Here is a 14,364-nt window from a genome sequence, read left to right as displayed (position 1 = left end):
AACCGGCGCGTTTCGTGCCGTCCGACGCAGTCGGACGAACGCCGGAACGCTCGCCGCCTTGCCGTTCAACCCCTGCGCGTTTCGCGCCGCACTTTCTGCCACCAGCCTGAATCGATCATGCGTCTGTCTCCCCAAGGCCTCAAGTCCCTCGCTTCTTCCATCGCCTTCGGCACCGCCGCGCGCAACGTCGCGCTGGGCGTGATGCTGCCCGTCGCACTCGCGTCGACGATCGTCGTCGCCGAGGCGAAGCCGGCCGCCAAGGCAAAGGCCGCGCATGCCGCGCCGGCCGCCGCCACCGAGCAGTTCACCGGCGCGCCCGCGACGTTCATGCCGGGCGCGGTGCCGCCGCCGGGCGTGAACGCGCGCTCGTGGGTGCTCGTCGATGCGACGAGCAACACCGTGCTCGCATCGGGCAACGCCGACGAACGCGTCGAGCCCGCGTCGCTGACGAAGCTGATGACGGCCTACCTGGTGTTCGAGGCGCTCGACAAGAAGAAGATCTCGATGGAGCAGATCGTCACGCCGAGCGAAGCGGTGCGCCGCGTCGGCCGCGACGAGTCGCGCATGTTCATCGAGGCGAACAAGCCCGTGTCGGTGCACGATCTCGTATACGGGATGATCATCCAGTCGGGCAACGACGCCGCGATCGCGCTGGCGGAACTGGTCGGCGGCAGCGAAGGGCAGTTCGTCACGATGATGAACGACGAGGCGGCGCGCCTCGGCATGAAGGGCACGCACTTCGCCGACGTGAACGGCATGCCCGACCCGAACCACTACACGACGGCCGGCGACCTCGCGAAGCTGTCCGCGCACCTGATCCGCGATTTTCCGCAGTACTACAGCATCTTCTCGGAGAAGGAATTCAAGTACAACAACATCCGCCAGGGCAACCGCAACCGCCTGCTGTGGCTGGATCCGACGGTCGACGGCCTGAAGACGGGCCATACGCAAGCGGCCGGCTATTGCCTGATCGCGTCGGCCAAGCGCGCGATCCCGGGTGTCGACAGCCAGCGCCGTCTCGTGTCGGTGATGATGGGCGAGCAGAAGGAAGGCGAGCGCACGCAGGACAGCATGAAGATGCTGAACTACGGCTATAGCGCGTTCGACGCGGTGCGCCTGTTCAAGGGCGGCCAGGCGATGTCGACGCCGCGCATCTACAAGGGCAAGGAAAACACCGTGCAGGTCGGCGTGAAGGGCGACCAGTGGGTGACCGTGCCGCGCGGCCTGGGTGACAAGGTCAAGCCGGAAGTCGAGGTCAACGCGCCGCTGATCGCGCCGCTCGCGGAAGGCCAGCAGGTCGGTACCGTGAAGATCGTCGCCGACGGCAAGACGCTGTCGGAGTTCCCGGTCGTCGCGCTGCAGGCGGTGCCGGAAGCGGGTATCTTCGGTCGTATCTGGGACTCGATCCTGCTGATGTTCAGCAAGAAGAAGTAAGCACGACGGACCTTTGTTTTCACGACTTCATCCCCATCTGTCATAGCCATGAGCCAAGCCGAATTCGAACCGATCGTCTACCTCAGCGTGTCGTCGCAGGAGGAACTGGTGCCGCTGTCGCAAGCCCGGGTGCCGGTGCTCGACCGCGGGTTCATCTTCGGCGATGGCGTGTATGAAGTCGTCCCCGTTTATGCGCACGACGGCGCGCACGTGCCGTTCCGGATCGAACAGCATCTGGAGCGGCTCGCGCGCAGCCTGAAGAAGATCGGCATCGACGATCCGCATGACGCGGCCGGCTGGCGCGCGTTGATCGAGCGCGTGGTCGCCGCGAACGCGGAAGGCCTCGGCGACGGCCATGCGCTCGTCTACCTGCAGGTGACGCGCGGCGTCGCGAAGCGCGGCCATGCGTTCCCGGCGAACGCGGTGCCGACGGTGTTCGTCATGACGAACCCGCTGCGGCTGCCGTCGGAAGAGGAACGCGCGCGGGGCGTGCGCTGCGTGACGGCGGAGGATCGCCGTTGGCTGCATTGCGACATCAAGTCGATTTCGCTGCTCGGCAACGTGCTGATGGCGCAGCATGCGGCCGAACGCGACGCGTTCGAGACGATCCAGCTGCGCGACGACAACGTGACCGAAGGTTCGTCGTCGAACGTATGGATCGTGAAGAACGGCGAGCTGATGGCGCCGCCGCGCAGCAACAGGATCCTTGAAGGGATCCGCTACGCGCTGGTCGAGCAGCTGGCCGAGGAGTGCGGCATTCGGTTCGTCGCGCGCGAGATCAGCGAGGTCGAGTTGCGTTCGGCGGACGAGATCATGATCACGTCGGCCACGAAGGAAATTTTGCCCGTCACGTCGCTCGACGATCTGCCCGTGCAGGGCGGCAAACCGGGCCCCGTGTTCGCGGCGTTGTACGACGCATACCAGCGTGCGAAGGCACGCGAGTTTGAACAGTTTGACCTAACCCGGAGAAAATGATGAGCGAACCGACCAAAACCATCGAGGTCACCGGCGCGATCGATACCCGGAAGGAGTCGCTGCTGGAGTTTCCGTGCGATTTCCCGATCAAGATCATGGGCAAGGCGCACCCGGAATTCAAGGACACGATCTTCAAGGTCGTGGCCGTCCACGACAACGAGATCGACGTCGAGAAAATCGAGGAGCGTGCATCGAGCGGCGGCAACTACACCGGCCTCACGATCACCGTGCGCGCGACCAGCCAGCAACAGCTCGACGACATCTACCGCGCACTGACCGGCCATCCGATGGTCAAGGTCGTGCTCTGAGCGCCGCTTTCCACCCGCCTTCCTGCGCGCACTCGGCGGGGGTCTTCCCCGCCGCGCGCCGCGCGTCCAGCTCGTCGCACAGCAGCTTGTATTCGGCGACTTCCTGAAGCAGCCAGGTCCTGAACGCCTGCACGCGCGGCGTGTTCAGGAGCGGCGGCGGACACACGAAAAAATAGTGCCACGGGCTCTGCCCGTCGATGTCGAACAGGCGCACGAGGCGCCCGTCCAGCAGGTCGTGCACCGCGAGCGAGCGGCGCACCAGCGCGATGCCCTGGCCGTCGATCGCGGCCAGCAACAGGTTCGACGAGTCCTGGTACAAAATTCCCCGTTTCGGCTCGGTCAGCGTATCGAGCCCGGCCGCGTCGAACCACGGCCGCCACAGCTCGTCGTCCGAGCGCAGCAGCTTGTAATGCACGAGATCGGCGGGCGTCTGCGGCAGCTTGCCGCCGTTCAATGTTGGCGAGCACGCCGGAAAGAACACCTCCTCGAACAGCGGCTCGACATGCAGCCCCGGATAGCTGCCCGAGCCGAACCGGATCGCGAGGTCGACGTCGTCGCGCGCGAAATCGGTGAGCGAGTTGGTCGACTGCAGTTCGACGTCGATTTCCGGATGCCGCTCGATGAACGTGCCGATGCGCGGCGTGATGAAGCGTGCGGCGAACGACGACAGCATCGACACCACCAGCCGTCGGCTGCGGTCGCTTGCGCGCACCTCGCGCGTCGCATCGGCGATCACCATCAGCGCGCTGCGGACCTGCTGCGCGTAGCGCATGCCGGCGTCGGTCAGGCACAGCCGCTTGCCGTTGCGCGTGAACAGCTGCACGCCGAGCTCCTCCTCGAGCGCGCGAACCTGGTGACTGACCGCGCCGTGCGTGACATACAGCTCGTCGGCGGCGCGGGAGAAATTCTCGTGGCGGGCGGCGGCTTCGAACGCGCGAATCGCGTTCAGCGCAGGCAGCTGGCGGAGGTCCATTTGCTAATTTTCCTCACATCGACGTGAAAATTGGTCGTTTGGTCGAGTGCCTTCAAATGACTACGATTGTAGCCATCGAAGCATTTATTGGCGGAGTCGATCATGCAAGAAATTTCTTCAAGCATCACCTTCGAAATTCCCGCGGGCGAAACCGTGCCGATGAAGGTGCAGCGCAGCACCCGCCTGACGGTGCAGTGCGGGCCGGTATGGGCGACGCGCAGCAATGACGTCGAAGATTACTTCCTGGTCGACGGCGAGACGCTCCGGCTGCATCGCGGCGAGCGGCTGTGGCTCAGTGCGGAAGGCCGGCAGGGCGCGCAGGTCGCATTCTCGGTGTCGCGACCGGCAGGGGAAGTCGCGCGCGGCGCGCTCGCACGGCTGCGCAATCGCGTGAATGCGCTGCTCCACGACGGCTGGCGCACCGTCTGACGTGCCTTTCCTCCGACGGATACTCGCGATCCGTCCCCTTCCAGAGCCGGCGAGACGCATGGGTTTTCGGTAAACTACCGGCCATGTCCGTCTCGCCGGTTGCCATCGTGTCCACGCCTGTCGCTGTTTCCGAATCGCCCGCCGGGTCTCCGGTTCAGCCCGTCGCGCCGGTCACCGTGCGCTGGCGGGGCAGCGAGGCCTACGAGACGAGCTTCGACGCGATGCGCGCGTTCACCGACACGCGCACGGCCGACACCGGCGACGAAATCTGGGTCGTCGAGCATCCGCCCGTCTACACGCTCGGCCAGGCCGGCGACCCGGCCCACCTGCTGGTGGCCGACAGCGGCGTGCCGCTCGTGAAGGTCGACCGCGGCGGGCAAATCACCTACCACGGCCCCGGCCAGATCGTCGTTTACCTGCTGCTGGACCTGCGCCGGCGCAAGCTGATGGTGCGCACGCTCGTGACGAAGATCGAGGAGGCCGTGATCGAAACCCTCGCGGCGTATAATCTCGCTTCGGTCCGCAAGGCGGGCGCGCCCGGAATCTACGTGGCATCCGGCGTGCACGAGGGCGCGAAGATCGCGGCCCTTGGCCTGAAGATCCGCAACGGCTGCAGCTATCACGGGCTGAGCCTGAACGTGAAGATGGATCTGCGCCCGTTTCTCGCGATCAACCCGTGCGGCTATGCCGGACTGGAAACCGTCGACATGGCGAGCCTCGAGGTTGCCGCCGACTGGAACGACGTCGCCCACACGCTGGTGGGGCGTCTGATCGCCAACCTCGACGGCGAATCCGCGGCCGCCGACAAGCCGCAGGCACTGGAACAATCGAATGACTGACGTTACCGCTTCTCCCGCACCGGCCGATTCGGCCGCGACCCCTGCCTACGATCCGACCGCCAAGCAGAAGGCGCAGGCGAAGACGGCGCGCATCCCGATCAAGGTCATTCCGATCGAGAAGCTGAAGAAGCCGGAATGGATCCGCGTGAAGGCGGCCACCGGCAGTTCGCGCTTCAACGAGATCAAGACGATCCTGCGCGAGCACAACCTGCACACCGTGTGCGAGGAAGCGAGCTGCCCGAACATCGGCGAATGCTTCGGCAAGGGCACCGCGACGTTCATGATCATGGGCGACAAGTGCACGCGCCGCTGCCCGTTCTGCGACGTCGGCCACGGCCGTCCCGATCCGCTCGACGCGGATGAACCGAAGAACCTGGCCCGCACGATCGCCGCGCTGAAGCTCAAGTACGTGGTGATCACGAGCGTCGACCGCGACGACCTGCGCGACGGCGGCGCCGCCCACTTCGTCGAGTGCATCCGCGAAACGCGCGAGCAGTCGCCGGAAACGCGCATCGAGATCCTGACGCCGGACTTCCGCGGCCGTCTCGACCGCGCGATCTCGATCCTGAACGCGGCACCGCCCGACGTGATGAACCACAACCTCGAGACGGTGCCGCGCCTGTACAAGGAAGCGCGCCCGGGTTCGGACTACGCGCATTCGCTGAAGCTCCTGAAGGACTTCAAGGCGCAGCATCCGGACGTCGCGACGAAGTCGGGCCTGATGGTCGGCCTCGGCGAGACCGAAGAGGAAATCCTGCAGGTGATGCGCGACCTGCGCGCGCACGACGTCGACATGCTGACGATCGGCCAGTACCTGCAGCCGTCCGAGCACCACCTGCCGGTGCGTGCGTATGTGCATCCGGATACGTTCAAGATGTACGAGGAAGAGGCGTACAAGATGGGCTTCACGCACGCGGCCGTCGGCGCGATGGTGCGGTCGAGCTATCACGCCGATCTGCAGGCGCATGGGGCAGGGGTGGTCTGAGCGCCATTGGCCTGTTCCGCAGAAGTCATGCAATCGAAAAAAGCCCGCAGCGATGCGGGCTTTTTCGTTGGTGCGGCTGCCGCCCGCGCGTTCGCGCGACAATCGCCACCCGACCGGATGCCCGATCCGGTCGAACGTGGAAAGCAAAGCTGAAACGGCATCGATAGCTTCGCAGGATAACTTCGCTCCCGCCGCGCGCAAAGCTCGTAAAGTCGGCTCTCCCGCAGCAATGCCCGCATTCGAAGGAGAGCCGCATGTCCCGTTTCAGCTTCATCCGCCGCGCCGCCGTCGCGCTGACCGCCTTTGCCGCGCTGGGCGCGGCGCACGCCGAATCGCGCGAAGTCGTGATCGCGTACCAGGACATGGTCGTGCCGTGGCGCTACGCGCAGGCAAGCGGTGAAGTCGAAAAGGCGACCGGCTACAAGGTCACGTTCCGAAAGCTCGACAGCGGCGCCGACGTGATCCGCGCGCTCGCGTCGGGCTCCGTGCAGCTCGGCGAGGCCGGGTCGAGCCCGATCGCGGCCGGCCTGTCGCAGGGGCTCGATATCTCGCTGTTCTGGGTGCTCGACAACATCAACGACGCCGAGGCGCTCGTCGCGCGCAACGGCTCGGGCGTCACGAGCATCGCGGCGCTGAAGGGCAAGAAGATCGGCGTGCCGTTCGTGTCGACGTCGCATTTCCATACGCTCGTCGCGCTGCAGGCCGCCGGCGTGAATCCGAACGACGTGAAGATCGTCAACCTGCGTCCGCCCGAAGTCGCGGCCGCGTGGGCGCGCGGCGACATCGACGCGACCTATATCTGGGATCCCGTGCTCGCGAAGGTCAAGCAGTCTGGCACGGTGCTGACGACGTCCGGTCAGGTTGCGAAAGAAAGTGGCAAGGCGACGTTCGACGGCTTCGTCGTGAGCCGCAAGTTCGCGCGCGAGAACCCCGAGTTCGTCACGCGCTTCGTGAAGGTGCTCGCGTCCGCCGACGCCGATTACCGCGCGCACGCGGCCGCGTGGAAGGCCGGTTCGCCGCAGGTCGCGGCGGTCGCGAAGGTGTCGGGCGCGAACGTGCAGGACGTGCCCGCGAGCCTCGCGCTCTACGCGTTCCCGACGCCGGCCGAGCAGGCGTCGCCGACCTGGCTCGGCGGCGGTGCGCAGTCGGGCGCCGCGAAGTCGCTCGCGGCCACCGCCACCTTCCTCAAATCGCAAGGCACGATCCAGACGGTGCTCGCCGACTACTCGGTCGGCGTCGATCCGCAGTTCGTGCAGAAGGCCGCGCGCTGAGCGCGGCGCATCAGGCGACTCAGGCCACTCATCGCGGAGCCCTCGATCATGAGCACGCTGGAAGTCCGTCAGGTATCGGTCGCCTATCCGGGCGCACGCGGTCGGACGACGACGCAGGCGCTCGCGCGCGTCGACCTGCGCATCGATTCCGGTGAATTCGTCGTCGCGCTCGGCGCGTCGGGGTGCGGGAAGACGACGCTGCTGAACTGCATGGCCGGCTTCGTCGCGCCGACGACGGGCGACGTGCGCGTCGACGGCGTACCGGTCGAGGGCCCCGGCGCCGATCGCGGCGTCGTATTCCAGAAATACGCGTTGCTGCCATGGCTCGACGTGCTCGACAACGTCGCGCTCGGGCTGCGCTTCGCACGCGTGTCGAAGGCCGAACGCCAAGCGCGTGCGACGGAGATGCTCGCGCTGGTCGGCCTCGAGCGCCATGCGCATGCGCGCGTGTACGAACTGTCCGGCGGGATGCAGCAGCGCGTCGGCATCGCGCGTGCGCTCGCGAGCGATCCGCGCGTGCTGCTGATGGACGAGCCGATGGGCGCGCTCGACGCGATGACGCGCGGCACGATGCAGGCGCTCGTCCTCGACGTATGGGCGCGCACGGGCAAGACGGTGTTCCTCATCACGCACGACGTCGAGGAGGCGCTGTTCCTCGCGACGCGTCTCGTCGTGATGACGCCCGGCCCCGGCCGCATCGCGGAAACCTTCGAGCTGCCGTTCGCGCGGCGCTACGTCGAATCGCGCGATGCGCGCGCGGTGAAGTCGTCGCCGGAATTCATCGCATGGCGCGAGCGGCTGATCGCGTATCTGCATCTCGACGAGGCGGTCGGGGAGACCGCGTGATGCACGAGTTCGCGCGGCAGGGCGCGTCCGTCGGGCGCGGCCGGATCAGTACTTTGCACAGGCAGGACGACATGAGCACGCAGGATTCCTGGGTGGCCGATCGAGCGGCCGGAGGGTTCGAGCAGGACGAGCGCACGACACGGCGCAAGGCGGCGCGGCCGTCGCGCCGCTACCGGTTGCCGGGCCAGGGAAAAACCGCAGGGCTCAGCGCGGCGACGGTCGCGGCGCTGGCCGTGCTGTGGTGGGTCGCGACGCATCGGCAGTGGTTGCCGCCGCTGTTCCTGCCCGCGCCGGAAGCGGTGTGGGCGGCATTCGTCGACGCGTGGCACGGCCGCATCCAGGGTGGCCTGCCGCTGTCCGAGCATCTGCTGTGGAGTGCCGCGCGCGTGTTCGGGGCGTTCCTGCTCGCCACCGTGGCCGGCGTGCCGGCCGGCGTCCTGATGGGCGTGAGCCGTGTTGCGCGCGGCGTGCTCGATCCGCTGCTGGAGTTCTACCGGCCGCTGCCGCCGCTCGCGTACCTGCCACTCGTCGTGATCTGGTTCGGCATCGACGAGACGGCGAAGCTGGTCGTGATCTTCCTCGCGTGCTTCGCGCCGATCGCGATGGCCGCCCGTGCGGGCGTGCGTGCGGCGACGGTCGAGCAGATCAACGCCGCATATTCGCTCGGCGGCAGCTTCGCGCAGGTCGTGCGCCACGTCGTGCTGCCGGCCGCGCTGCCGGAAATCCTCACCGGCCTGCGGATCGCGATCGGGTTCGGCTGGACGACGCTCGTCGCGGCCGAGACGGTCGCCGCGACGGCCGGGCTCGGGCAGATGGTGCTCAATGCGTCGAGCTTCCTGCGCACGGATATCGTCGTGATGGGCATCCTGATCATCGGCGCGATCGCGTGGCTGTTCGATCTCGCGATGCGATGGGTCGAGCGGCGGATCGTGCCGTGGAAAGGGCGCGGATGACACGCAGCAGGCGGCGCATGTGCGCCGCCTCGGCCGGCTGCCTTCAATCACCCATCGCGATCCCTTCGCGCCGCGGGTCGGCGCCGCCGAACCACACCGTCTGCCCCTGCACGTTCAGCCGCTGGATCCCCTGCAGTCCCGAATTCATCTCGACGACCTGCACGTCGTGCCCGCGCCCCTTCAGCCCGTCGACGAGCGCGTCCGACACGCGGCCGCGCTCGAGCTGCGTCGGCCCGTTCATCGACCCGAGGTTCGGCAGCGCGATCGCCTGCTGCATCGTCATCCCCCAGTCCATCACGCCGATCAGCGTCTTCGCGACGTGGTTGATGATCGCGGGGCCGCCGGCCGAACCGACGATCATCGTCACCTGCTTCGTCTTCTTGTCGAACACGAGTTCCGGCGACATCGACGAGCGCGGCCGCTTGCCCGGCTGCACGCGGTTCGCGACGGGCCGGCCGTTCTCGCTCGCCACGAACGAGAAATCGGTGAGCTGGTTGTTCAGCATGAAACCGCGCACCATCAGCCGCGAGCCGAATGCGTCCTCGACGCTGGTCGTCATCGACAGCGCTTGGCCGTAGCGGTCGACGATGGCGATGTCGGACGTCGACGGCAGGTCGGGGCTGCGGTCGTCGGCCAGCGCGAGCGTCGCGCCCTGCGGCGTGCCGGCCTGCGCGACGCCCATGCTCGTGTCGCCGATCAGGCGCGCGCGCTGCGCGAGATAGGTCTTGTCGGTGAGGCTCGCCCAGTTGCCGCCCGGCAGCGGCACGAAATCGGGATCGGCGACATAGCGCGCGCGGTCCGCATACGCGAGGCGTCCGGCCTCGCTGAACAGGTGCGCGGCGAACGGCGTCGGCTCGTAGCCCAGCTCGGTCCGCACCGGCTTCTGCGCGCCGATCTGCTGCCAGTCGGGCATCGCCTCGAGGATGCCGAGCATCTGCGCGACCGCGAGGCCGCCCGACGACGGCGGCGGCATCCCGCACACCACCGAGCGCCGGTAGTCGGCGCACAGCGGCGCGCGCACCTTCGCCTTGTAGTGTGCGAGATCCTGCAGCGACAGCAGGCCCGGGTTGGTCGGGTGCTTGCGCACCTTCGCGACGATGTCGCGCGCGATCGCGCCGGTGTAGAACGCGTTCGCGCCGCGGTCGGCGATCTGGCGCAGCACGGTCGCGAGCGCGGGGTTCTTCAGCACCGTGCCGGCCGTCTTCGGCGTGCCGTCCTTGTTGTAGAAGTACGCACGCGCGGCCGGGTCGTTCTTCAGGTACCGGTCGTTCGCGATCAGCATCGCCAGGCGCGGGCTGATCGTGAAGCCGTGCTCGGCGAGCCGGATCGCGGGCTGGAACAGCCGGCGCCACGGCAGCTTGCCGTGCGCACGGTGCGCGGCGTCGAGCATGCGCAGCACGCCCGGAGTGCCGACCGAGCGACCGCCGACGACGCCTTCGTACAAGCCCATCGGCTGGCCGGTCGGCCCGTAGAACAGGCGGTCGGTCGCGGCGGCCGGCGCGGTTTCGCGGCCGTCGTACGCCTGCGTCGCACGGCCGTCAAAGTACAGCATGAACGCGCCGCCGCCGATCCCCGACGATTGCGGCTCGACGAGCGCGAGCACCATCTGCGTCGCGATCGCGGCGTCGATCGCGGTGCCGCCGGCCTTCAGCATCTCGTAGCCGGCCTGCGTCGCGAGCGGGTTCGCGGCCGCGATCATGAAGTGCTGCGAGGTCCAGCCCGGCTTGTCGGTCCAGCCGGACGACTGTTCCGGCGCATGCACGCCGGGCAGCGGCACCGCGGCGCCCGACGCGGCGGCGACCGGGACGACGGCGCCCGATGGCGCGGACGGGGACGTACAGCCGGCGCTGAACGTGACGAGCGCGGCGAGCGTGACGTGCGCGAGCGCGGCAACGGGCGTCCAGGGACGCGAATGCGGACGAATCCGGTCGAACATTGAACCCTCGGCAACAGTGAATTCGAAGGAGGCGGCGTGTGCGCGGCACGCGCTCCGCACGGGCGGCGCGCTATTGTCGCCGCGCGGCCGGCGGGTTGTCACCCGACAGGAAACCCTGACGCATCCTGTCCGGCCCGCCCCGGCCGGTCTTTCCGGCCTGTTCGAGGATGAACTCTATGAACGTCGCGGTCGCGCGCGTGTGGTGCCGGTTCGGCATGTAGAGCATGTACATGTGCGTGCCGAAGATGCTGAGCCGGTACGCGTCGAGCGACGTGACGACCGTGCCGCGCCGCATGTCGTCCTGCATCACGTAGTCGGGCACGATGCCGACGCCGATCCCGGCGAGGATCGCCTGGCGCAGGAACAGGAAGTTCTCCGAAATCAGCGTGGGTTCGAGCAGCACCTCGTGGCGCTCGTCGCCGAGATACGCGGCGATCCGCAGCTGCCGCCCCAGCACCGTCGCGGTGACGACCGGCGCGGCGGCCAGCGCCTCGAGGCTCGCGGGCATCCCGTGCGCGGCCGCGAACGCGGGCGACGCGCACGCGACGTAGCGCACCGCGCCCATGTCGCGCGCGACGAGGTTCTGAGGCGGCTCGGACATCACGCGGATCGCGATGTCGACTTCGTCGCGCATCAGGTCTTCCACGCGATTCTCGAACACGACGTCGAGCACGATGCCCGGATGCAGGCGCTTGAACGCGAGCAGCCACTCCGACATCACCATCTGCCCGTAGCCGCTCGGCACCGACAGCCGCACGCGACCCTGCAGGTCCTGGCCGAGCGTCGTCACCGATTCCTGCGCGGCGAGCAGTTCGTTGCGGATGCGCCGGCCGTGCTCGTACAGCTTCAGCCCGATCTCGGTCGGCTCGATGCGGCGCGTCGTGCGACGCACGAGCTGCTGGCCGATCGAGCGTTCGAGCTGGTTCAGCCGGTAGCTGACGTTCGCGCGGCTCATCTTGAGCCGCTGCGCGGCCTTGCTCAGATTGCCCGCGTCGAGGATCTCGACGAGCAGCGTCAGCGCGTTCAGGTCCATGCGCGGTGTCTCCCGATCCGGCCCGTTTAACGGTCCGAAAACATTCAATGTCAAGTCAGACTTGACAGCTTGTAAAGGCGTGCGGGAATTGTCAATAAATCTCGATCAATCGAGAATCGAGTCATGCCCGGCAAACACGCCGGATCGTTTCCCGCCGCGCGGCACCCGGCTCGGGAGCCGGCACCGCTCGCCGGCCCGACGACCGGTTCCGCCCGCGCGGCGCACCGCACTGGAGACACGATGAATTCACCCGCTTCCACCGAACCATCCCGAGCCGGCACCGTCACACGCGAACGGCGCGACAAGGTGCTCGTCGTCACGATCGACCATCCGCCCGTCAACGCGCTGTCCGCCGACGTGCGGCGCAGTCTCGCCGACGCGCTCGACGCCGCGCAGGCCGACGACGCGATCCGTGCGGTGCTGATCGTCGGCGCCGGCCGCAACTTCATCGCGGGCGCCGACATCCGCGAGTTCGGCAAGCCGCCGGTGCCGCCGTCGCTGCCGGACGTGTGCGAGCGGATCGAGTCGAGCGCGAAGCCGGTCGTGGTCGCGCTGCACGGCGCGACGCTCGGCGGCGGCCTCGAGGTCGCGCTCGCCGCGCATTACCGGCTGGCGGTGCCCGGCGCGAAGCTCGGCCTTCCCGAAGTCACGCTCGGCCTGCTGCCCGGCGCGGGCGGCACGCAGCGCACGCCGCGCCTGATCGGCGCGAAGGCCGCGCTCGACCTGATGCTGACGGGGCGTCACGCAAGCGCCGACGAAGCGCTCGCGCTCGGCCTCGTCGATCGCGTCGCGCACAGCGACGACACGCTCGCCGAAGGTCTCGCCTATGCGCAGGAGCTCGTGTCGCTCGGCGCGCCGGCGCGGCGCACGCGCGATGCGCAGGGGCTTGCCGATCGCGCGGCCGCGCAGGCCGCGATCGACGCGGCGCGCGCCGACCTGCCGAAGAAGTCGCGCGGCCTGTTCTCGCCGGCGAAGATCGTCGATGCGGTCGAGGCCGCGCTCACGCTGTCGTTCGACGCGGGGATGAAGCTCGAACGCGGCCTGTTCCTGCAATGCATCGACAGCCCGCAGCGCGCGGGCCTCGTGCATGCATTCTTCGCGGAACGCGAGGCGGCCAAGGCACCCGAGGCGCGCCGCGCGAGCGCGCGTGCGGTCGAGCGGATCGGCGTGGTCGGTGGCGGCACGATGGGCGCCGGCATCGCGGTCGCGGCGCTCGATGCCGGGCTGCCCGTGACGATGATCGAGCGCGACGAAGCGTCGCTCGCGCGCGGCCGCGCGCATGTCGAGAAGGTGTACGACGGCCTCGTCGCGAAGGGGCGGATGACGCCGGCCGCGCACGCGGCGCGGCTCGCGCGCTTCAAGGGCAGCACGTCGTATGACGCGCTCGCGCAGGCCGACGTGGTCATCGAAGCCGTGTTCGAGGACATGGGCGTGAAGAAGGCGGTGTTCGCGGAACTTTCGCGCGTGTGCAAGCCCGGCGCGGTGCTCGCGACCAACACGTCGTATCTCGACATCGACGAGCTGGCCGCCAGCGTCGACCGCCCGTCCGACGTGATCGGCCTGCATTTCTTCTCGCCGGCCAACGTGATGAAGCTGCTCGAGATCGTCGTGCCGGCGCGCGTGAGTGCGGATGTCGTCGCGACCGCGTTCGCGCTGGCCAAACAGCTGAAGAAGACGCCGGTGCGCGCCGGCGTGTGCGACGGCTTCATCGGCAACCGGATCCTCGCGGTCTATCGCACCGCCGCCGACTACCTGATGGAAGATGGCGCGTCGCCGTATCAGATCGATCGCGCGGTGCGTGAATTCGGCTTCCCGATGGGGCCGTTCCAGGTCGTCGACCTCGCGGGCGGCGACATCGGCTGGGCGACCCGCAAGCGCCGCGCGGCGACGCGCGACCCGCGCGCGCGCTACGTGGAGATTTCCGACCGGCTGTGCGAGCGCGGCTGGTTCGGGCAGAAGACCGCGCGCGGCTACTACCTGTATCCGGACGGCGCGCGCGTCGGCACGCCGGACCCGGAAGTCGAGGCGATCGTCGCCGACGAGCGCGCGAAGAAGGGCATCGCGCCGCGCTCGTTCACCGACGACGAGATCATGCGCCGCTACCTCGCCGCGATGATCAACGAAGGCGCGAACGTCGTGCACGAGAAGATCGCGCTGCGCCCGCTCGACGTCGACGCCGTGTTCCTGTACGGCTACGGCTTCCCGCGCTATCGCGGCGGCCCGATGCACTACGCGGACACGGTCGGCCTCGCGAACGTGCTCGCCGACATCCGCGCGTTCGCGAAGGAAGATCCGCTGTTCTGGAAGCCTTCGCCGCTGATCGTCGAGCTGGTCGAGCGCGGCGCGGATTTCGCGAGCCTGAACCATATCGACTGAACGCCC

General features: G+C 68.2%; 13 protein-coding genes. 10 read left to right on the top strand and 3 right to left on the bottom strand.

The genetic code is table 11. The annotated features are described in order from the left end of the window. The first annotated feature begins 117 nt into the window (after positions 1–117). The 3 genes from BTE28158_RS01775 to BTE28158_RS01765 are packed head-to-tail and all read left to right on the top strand — an operon-like array spanning position 118 to position 2,717. Complete coding sequence (locus BTE28158_RS01775) at positions 118–1,434, top strand: D-alanyl-D-alanine carboxypeptidase family protein (protein ID WP_124626390.1); 1,317 nt, start codon at positions 118–120, stop codon at positions 1,432–1,434. Positions 1,435–1,482: 48 nt separating this feature from the next. Further along, a complete protein-coding gene (locus tag BTE28158_RS01770; protein ID WP_124902002.1) occupies positions 1,483–2,409 on the top strand; it encodes a D-amino acid aminotransferase in 927 nt (308 codons plus the stop codon). Then, positions 2,409–2,717: an HP0495 family protein gene (locus tag BTE28158_RS01765; RefSeq protein ID WP_057928637.1), complete on the top strand. Its 309-nt coding sequence runs from the start codon at positions 2,409–2,411 to the stop codon at positions 2,715–2,717. Before BTE28158_RS01770 ends, BTE28158_RS01765 begins: the two co-directional genes overlap by 1 nt. Here BTE28158_RS01765 and BTE28158_RS01760 read toward each other — a convergent pair. Further along, on the bottom strand, positions 2,701–3,690 hold the full coding sequence (locus tag BTE28158_RS01760; protein WP_059600038.1) for a transcriptional regulator GcvA: 990 nt from the start codon (positions 3,688–3,690) through the stop codon (positions 2,701–2,703). The genes BTE28158_RS01765 and BTE28158_RS01760 overlap by 17 nt on opposite strands. 102 nt (positions 3,691–3,792) lie before the next feature. Between BTE28158_RS01760 and BTE28158_RS01755 the strand changes: the two genes are divergently transcribed. The 6 genes from BTE28158_RS01755 to BTE28158_RS01730 all read left to right on the top strand — a co-directional run bounded on the left by BTE28158_RS01755 (position 3,793) and on the right by BTE28158_RS01730 (position 9,013). Beyond that, positions 3,793–4,119, top strand: coding sequence for a DUF2917 domain-containing protein (locus BTE28158_RS01755; RefSeq protein WP_124902003.1), 327 nt, complete (start codon positions 3,793–3,795; stop codon positions 4,117–4,119). Positions 4,120–4,202: 83 nt separating this feature from the next. Continuing rightward, a complete protein-coding gene (gene lipB / locus BTE28158_RS01750; RefSeq protein ID WP_059600039.1) occupies positions 4,203–4,958 on the top strand; it encodes a lipoyl(octanoyl) transferase LipB in 756 nt (251 codons plus the stop codon). After that, a complete protein-coding gene (gene lipA, locus BTE28158_RS01745) occupies positions 4,951–5,943 on the top strand; it encodes a lipoyl synthase (RefSeq protein WP_151051281.1) in 993 nt (330 codons plus the stop codon). Before lipB ends, lipA begins: the two co-directional genes overlap by 8 nt. 254 nt (positions 5,944–6,197) lie before the next feature. Further along, positions 6,198–7,214 (top strand): taurine ABC transporter substrate-binding protein, encoded by a 1,017-nt coding sequence (gene tauA / locus BTE28158_RS01740; protein ID WP_151051279.1) that lies wholly within the window; start codon positions 6,198–6,200, stop codon positions 7,212–7,214. 48 nt (positions 7,215–7,262) lie between these two features. Beyond that, entirely contained in the window at positions 7,263–8,060 is a 798-nt protein-coding gene (locus BTE28158_RS01735) for a taurine ABC transporter ATP-binding protein (protein WP_151051277.1), read from the top strand. Further along, positions 8,060–9,013, top strand: coding sequence for an ABC transporter permease subunit (locus BTE28158_RS01730; protein ID WP_151051283.1), 954 nt, complete (start codon positions 8,060–8,062; stop codon positions 9,011–9,013). The genes BTE28158_RS01735 and BTE28158_RS01730 overlap by 1 nt, the downstream gene beginning before the upstream one ends. 43 nt (positions 9,014–9,056) lie before the next feature. Here BTE28158_RS01730 and ggt read toward each other — a convergent pair whose 3' ends face one another. Both ggt and BTE28158_RS01720 read right to left on the bottom strand, forming a co-directional pair. Beyond that, positions 9,057–10,949 (bottom strand): gamma-glutamyltransferase, encoded by a 1,893-nt coding sequence (gene ggt, locus BTE28158_RS01725; protein ID WP_151051275.1) that lies wholly within the window; start codon positions 10,947–10,949, stop codon positions 9,057–9,059. A gap of 70 nt (positions 10,950–11,019) precedes the next feature. Beyond that, entirely contained in the window at positions 11,020–11,982 is a 963-nt protein-coding gene (locus BTE28158_RS01720) for a LysR family transcriptional regulator (RefSeq protein WP_151051273.1), read from the bottom strand. Between the two features lie 240 nt (positions 11,983–12,222). Here BTE28158_RS01720 and BTE28158_RS01715 point away from each other — a divergent pair, with 240 nt between their 5' ends. Beyond that, positions 12,223–14,358, top strand: a complete 2,136-nt coding sequence (locus BTE28158_RS01715) for a 3-hydroxyacyl-CoA dehydrogenase NAD-binding domain-containing protein (RefSeq protein WP_174919631.1) — start codon at positions 12,223–12,225, stop codon at positions 14,356–14,358. The last annotated feature ends 6 nt before the right edge of the window (positions 14,359–14,364 follow it).

The organism is Burkholderia diffusa (assembly GCF_902499115.1).
Lineage (GTDB): Bacteria > Pseudomonadota > Gammaproteobacteria > Burkholderiales > Burkholderiaceae > Burkholderia > Burkholderia diffusa.
Note: the sequence above shows the minus strand (reverse complement) of the source record. Positions and strands in the feature narration are given on the sequence as shown.

Bases quoted from the DNA above. Each gene is read 5' to 3' on its own strand.
- BTE28158_RS01775 (WP_124626390.1), top strand. From the start codon at position 118: ATGCGTCTGTCTCCCCAAGGCCTCAAGTCCCTCGCTTCTTCCATCGCC.
- BTE28158_RS01770 (WP_124902002.1), top strand. From the start codon at position 1,483: ATGAGCCAAGCCGAATTCGAACCGATCGTCTACCTCAGCGTGTCGTCG.
- BTE28158_RS01765 (WP_057928637.1), top strand. From the start codon at position 2,409: ATGAGCGAACCGACCAAAACCATCGAGGTCACCGGCGCGATCGATACC.
- BTE28158_RS01760 (WP_059600038.1), bottom strand. From the start codon at position 3,690: ATGGACCTCCGCCAGCTGCCTGCGCTGAACGCGATTCGCGCGTTCGAA.
- BTE28158_RS01755 (WP_124902003.1), top strand. From the start codon at position 3,793: ATGCAAGAAATTTCTTCAAGCATCACCTTCGAAATTCCCGCGGGCGAA.
- lipB (WP_059600039.1), top strand. From the start codon at position 4,203: ATGTCCGTCTCGCCGGTTGCCATCGTGTCCACGCCTGTCGCTGTTTCC.
- lipA (WP_151051281.1), top strand. From the start codon at position 4,951: ATGACTGACGTTACCGCTTCTCCCGCACCGGCCGATTCGGCCGCGACC.
- tauA (WP_151051279.1), top strand. From the start codon at position 6,198: ATGTCCCGTTTCAGCTTCATCCGCCGCGCCGCCGTCGCGCTGACCGCC.
- BTE28158_RS01735 (WP_151051277.1), top strand. From the start codon at position 7,263: ATGAGCACGCTGGAAGTCCGTCAGGTATCGGTCGCCTATCCGGGCGCA.
- BTE28158_RS01730 (WP_151051283.1), top strand. From the start codon at position 8,060: ATGCACGAGTTCGCGCGGCAGGGCGCGTCCGTCGGGCGCGGCCGGATC.
- ggt (WP_151051275.1), bottom strand. From the start codon at position 10,949: ATGTTCGACCGGATTCGTCCGCATTCGCGTCCCTGGACGCCCGTTGCC.
- BTE28158_RS01720 (WP_151051273.1), bottom strand. From the start codon at position 11,982: ATGGACCTGAACGCGCTGACGCTGCTCGTCGAGATCCTCGACGCGGGC.
- BTE28158_RS01715 (WP_174919631.1), top strand. From the start codon at position 12,223: ATGAATTCACCCGCTTCCACCGAACCATCCCGAGCCGGCACCGTCACA.